Below are 5,014 nucleotides of genomic sequence, written 5' to 3'. Positions count from 1 at the left end.
GCTCCACACCGCGGACGGCGGGACAACTTGGGTGGATGTCACCCCGCCAGAGCCGATCCAAGTGATGCCGTACGCGACGCAAGCCGCTATTGGGTACTTCACCGACGGCAACACGGGCTGGGTCGCCTACGCCCAGGCACCTGGAGCTGCCGCGCAGCCGACCGCCGTTGTCTGGCGGACGACGGATGCTGGCCGGACCTGGACTGCATGTGCCCCGCTCGATCTGAGCGGGCTCGAGGAGACCTTCGCGCCGCGCTTTCTGGGTTTCGCAGATGACGGGACGGGTTGGCTGCTGGTCGATGTCGGCGCCGGCATGTCGCACGAGTACGTCGCCCTGTATACGACGGGCGATAGCGGCGAGACCTGGGAGCGGGTGCTCGATCCATATGGCGATGCGCCGATCCAGGTGTGCTGGAAGACCGGCATCACCTTCGCCGATGCCCAGACAGGCTGGCTGACGCGGGATTGCCGCGGTGTGGCCGAGGGGGCGTTTGTTGATGTCACCGGCGATGGGGGCCGCACTTGGGAGTCAGTTCAGCTGCTGCCTCCGGAGGATCAACCCGAGGCGTTCACCTACCCGAATGCCTGCGGCACGCACTCGCCCTATCTCTCCTCGCCGCTCTCCGGGCTGCTGGGGGTGAGCTGCCAAACCTACGAGCCCGGGGAGGTCCGGCCCGGGTTGAGCCTGGTCTACCGAACGCGGGACGGCGGAACCATCTGGACCGCCGACCCTGCCCCTGGTGGCGAGCTGGGGTTGATGGCAGGGCGCCTGACCTGGGCGTTTGGTAGGGAGATCCAGATGACTGCCGACGACGGGCGAACCTGGTCGTTGGTCAAGACCGTCAACTGGGACGGGCAATTTGATTTTGTCGACCCGGTGAACGGCTGGGCGGTGGCTCGGGAGGGTGAGGAGATTGCGCTTGTCAGGACCGAGGATGGCGGCGCGAGCTGGCAGCTGTTGCCGCCGGTGACGACCTCCGAAGGCTAGGCGGAGACGACCTCGACGGAGGCGGGGATCGCCACCGGCGCCGGCGTCCCGTCGGCCAGGGCCTGGATCGCCGCCGGGTCGGAGATCACGCTGGCCACCCGGCCGTCCTCCATGCGGACCATGCGATCGACATAGCGCACCATGCGCAGGTCATGGGTCACCATAATCCCGGCCCGACCCTGCTCATGAATCAGACTGGCGAACGTCTCGACGACCTGATGAGCGCGCTCGGTGTCGAGCGAGGCGGTGGGCTCGTCGGCCAGGACGAGTTCGGGGCTGTGCACCAGCGCTCGGGCGATGGCGACCCGCTGTTGTTGGCCGCCCGAGAGCTGGTTGGGATAGCTGTTGAGGCGGTCACCCAATCCGAGACGATCCAATAGAGCTCCGGCCATGGAGCGGGTCTCCTTGTTCAGGATCCCGTTCAGACGCAGCATGAGTTCGACGTTCTCGCGCGCCGTCAGGTAGGGCACCAGGTTGTTGGCCTGGAAGGTGAAGCCGATCTTGCGGCGGCGGAAGACGGTGCGCTCGGCCTCGGAGAGCGAGCCGAGGTCCTCTCCGGCGATGTGGATGGCCCCGGAGGTCGGCGTGAGCAGTGTCGCCAGCGTCGAGAGCAGGGTGGTCTTGCCGCTGCCGCTGGGGCCGACCACAGCCACGAACTCGCCGGGTTCGACCGTGAGGCTAACGCCCGCCAGGGCCCGAATCGGGTTGGCGGCATCGCCGTAGCGCTTCTCGAGGTCGGCGGTCTGGACTACGGGCTTCATCATTGGGATCATGACTCGCTTCCTGTCAGGGCTGGTTACTGGCCGATGGCCGTTAGGGGATCGACCCGGACGGCCAGGCGGATGGAGACCATCCCGGCCAGCGGGCCGATGATCAGCAAGAGCAGGGTGGTGGTGGCAATCGTCGCACCGGTCAGCTGAAGGGGAACCTCGGGAGGGATCCCTATCGCCAGCAAGAAGGTGACCAGGCCGCCCAGGGCGACGCCGAGGCTGGTGACGATGGCGATCTGCCAGAGCGAGGCGCCGGCCACAGTCTTGTTGGCGGCGCCGATGGCCTTCAACATGCCGATCTGCCCGATCTTCTGCAAGGTCTGGATTTGGAAGAAGCCACCAAGGACCAGCACGCCGATCAACAGGGTGAAGAACCGCTGGGTGTTGAGCGTGCTCTGCTGAACGGAATATCCGGGGATGGACTCGATGGCCGTCTCGACATCCGCCACCAACACCTCGGGGACCACGCTCAGGATTGAGGCCTGCACGGGGACGACGTCGTCGGGCGACTGGACCTTGACGGCGAAAATGTTGGGGATGAACTCGGCCTCCGACTGCGGTGCAACCTCCTGCGGGCGGATGCGTTCCCAGGTCCGGTAGGGGACGATCACCGACGGCAGGAACTGGTAGTACTGACGATCGGCCACCCCCGAGACCGTCAGGGGGAAGAACTCCTCGCGGGTCCCCTGGGTCGACTTGACGGTGATGGCGTCCCCGGGCTGCAGGCCGAATTTCTTGGCGATACGCGAATCGATAATTGCCTCGCGCGAGCGGGTGCCGCGCAGTCCTCGGCCGTCGATCAAGGCCGGCTCACCCGGCTTGCCGGGTTCGACCCCGATCAAGGTGATGTCGTAGGCCTGGTCGCCGGCGGCGGGCCAGATGGAAGCATTGGTCAGGGCGATCGCCCCGACTTCCGCGACGCCGGGCAGGCGGCGGAGGTCCGGCGCCTTGTCCATGGCAAGCCGGCTGGCGTTGATCAGGTAATCGGAGTTCTCCTGGTACACGATCAGCTGGGCGTCGAGATTGGAGAGATATTCCCGATTAGCCGCACTCAGCCCGGCGGCCAGCCCGGCAATGAACAGGACGAGCATCGTGATCAACGCCACGACCATCGAGAATAGCAGGAACCTGCCTCGATTGCGCCAGATCTCCTTGAACGCCAGGTAGAACGCCATCCACCACCCCAGTCTACCGCATAATTCCTAGACAATATACCGACAACATACTGATATGTCAAGAGGCAACCGGGGTTCGGCTGGACAGCCCGGGATCGGCGCTGGGCGGATCAGCCGAGGCAGGGAGGGCCAGGCGGCAAGCCTGGGAGAGGGCCGGCAAACGGCCCTCGGCCCGGCCAGGGCAGCCTACGCTGTCCGAGCCCACGCTTGGTTTCGGCTGAGGGTCACAGCCGAAGAGCAGGCATTGCGGCGCTTCCCGAGTGGACAGGGGGGCGGTGTTTAACGGTCTGGGGCCGGCTGGTGATAGGGGTTCCGGCTTCCGCCGGATCCCGTGGCGTGCCACACCCAGGCTGTGCTGGAACGAACTGGCTGTTCTCCGGCGAGGCGTTCGGTAGTCAAGCGGCCTCAAGATTCCGGGCGGTGCGCTCCCCGCTCTCCGGCTGGGGATTAGTCGGCCGGTTCGGCGTCGACCACCGCGCCAAACGAGTTCACGGCCAGGATCCAGGAACTCCCGGGGAGGAACTGGCTGAACTCGGCCTGTGAGTCGGGGGTGAAGGTATACGTCTCGCCGTCACTTACCAGGTTGACCAGGAACGACTCCGCCTGGTTGCCAAACTGCTGTTGCCCAGAGAGGGCGGGCGCCGGCCAGACCGGTCGCGGGTCGCTGCCGGTCAGGACGGCAGTGTCGATCACCGTCCAATCCATCAGCGTGTACTCGCAGTAGTCGTCATAGACCTCATAGATGCAATCCTGGACAACTTCACCGAAGCCGCTGCCGGAATCGAGGGTATACGGCGTGCCGCACACCTCGATGGCTCCGGGCTGGGCCTGGTCCACGGTCTGGCGCAGTTCGTCCCGGCAAGCCCCGACCTCGGCCTGCGAAGGGATCTGATCCGCCCAATCCTGACCCCCGACAGGCGCCAGCCCCAGGACCTCGACGCTGCGCTCCCATTCGACGGACTGGACCTGCGCCACCCGCTCCTGGGTTCTGCCGGAGAGGAGCATCAAGATCACCGCAGCCAGCAGGCAGATCCCAAAGACCGCAGCCCCGCCGATCACCAGGCCGCGGCCCATCGGTCGAGCGGGGGGACGAGGCGCGGCCGGAGCGGCAGCAGCTCCGGCTCCGGGGAGGGGAGCGCTGCACTGTCGACACTGGCGAGCGTCGGCCGGATTCATCGTGCCGCACGCCGGGCAGGCGACGTCGGGCATCGGCGCTGACCGATGGGCCCCGACGACGCGGCCCTTCTCTCGAGCTTTGGCTCCAGCCAGGTCTGCGCCGCACGACCCGCAGAACTTGGCCGAGGCCAAGTTCCGTCCGCTGCAGTAGGCGCAGTGCACGTCAGGGCCGGCCTTCGCCTGAGCCAGCGTGGCGGCGTCCGTGATCAGCTTCTCCTGCAGGGGCTGCTCGAACGCCACGTCCTCCGGCTGCGGAGCGCCGCAGCCGTTGCAGAACTTGTTCGGGCCAGGGTTGCGCGTCTGGCAGCGCGGGCATGTCCATTCGAGCTCCACGTAGCCGACGGTCTTCTTCACCATGCTTTGCCCTCCCTGTCCGGATACAGCCTGAACAACCGGGCGTGACGGTCTGGCCAACGTCCTCCCGGCCCGCCGGCCAGGCGACAAGGATAGCGGAGGCGGCTGAATTGAACCAATGGTCGGTCGCTCTATATGGCATAGAATCCAAGCGGGCTCTCTATGCGACAAGCTCACTTCCGCTTCTACGCCGAGCTGAACGACTTCCTGCACAAAGGGCGGCGGCACTCGGACAGCGTACACCACTTCGCCGGATCCCCTGCCGTCAAGGATGTGATCGAGGCGCTCGGCGTGCCGCACACCGAGGTGGATGTGATCCTGGTGAATGGGGAGAGCGTGCCGTTTGAGCACTCGCTCAAGGACGCCGACTGGGTGAGTGTCTTTCCGGTCTTCGAGTCGCTGGACGTCTCTTCCCTGATTCGAGTGCGCCCACAACCGCTGCGCCAGATCCGATTTGTGCTGGATGTGCACTTGGGGCGTCTGGCGCGCCTGCTGCGTCTATTCGGATTCGACGCCGCCTACCGCAACGACTGGACCGACCGCCAACTGGC

General features: G+C 66.1%; 5 protein-coding genes. 2 read left to right on the top strand and 3 right to left on the bottom strand.

The genetic code is table 11. From position 1 onward, the window contains the following. Nucleotides 1–988, top strand: a 988-nt coding sequence (locus MUO23_09470) for a hypothetical protein (GenBank protein MCJ7513181.1), incomplete at its 5' end; no start/stop codon positions are given. On the opposite strand, the gene MUO23_09465 is transcribed toward MUO23_09470, so the two are convergent. The 3 genes from MUO23_09465 to MUO23_09455 form a co-directional block, all read right to left on the bottom strand. After that, nucleotides 985–1,761 (bottom strand): ABC transporter ATP-binding protein, encoded by a 777-nt coding sequence (locus MUO23_09465; protein MCJ7513180.1) that lies wholly within the window; start codon nt 1,759–1,761, stop codon nt 985–987. The genes MUO23_09470 and MUO23_09465 overlap by 4 nt on opposite strands. Nucleotides 1,762–1,784: 23 nt before the next feature. After that, nucleotides 1,785–2,933, bottom strand: a complete 1,149-nt coding sequence (locus tag MUO23_09460) for an ABC transporter permease (GenBank protein ID MCJ7513179.1) — start codon at nt 2,931–2,933, stop codon at nt 1,785–1,787. A 447-nt stretch (nt 2,934–3,380) separates the two neighbouring features. Further along, entirely contained in the window at nt 3,381–4,466 is a 1,086-nt protein-coding gene (locus tag MUO23_09455; protein ID MCJ7513178.1) for a zinc ribbon domain-containing protein, read from the bottom strand. Nucleotides 4,467–4,625: 159 nt separating this feature from the next. Here MUO23_09455 and MUO23_09450 point away from each other — a divergent pair. Then, on the top strand, nt 4,626–5,014 hold a 389-nt coding region (locus tag MUO23_09450; protein ID MCJ7513177.1), incomplete at its 3' end, for a MoaD/ThiS family protein.

Source organism: Anaerolineales bacterium (genome assembly GCA_022866145.1).
In the GTDB taxonomy this organism is placed as follows: Bacteria; Chloroflexota; Anaerolineae; order Anaerolineales; family E44-bin32; genus PFL42.
Note: the sequence above shows the minus strand (reverse complement) of the source record. Positions and strands in the feature narration are given on the sequence as shown.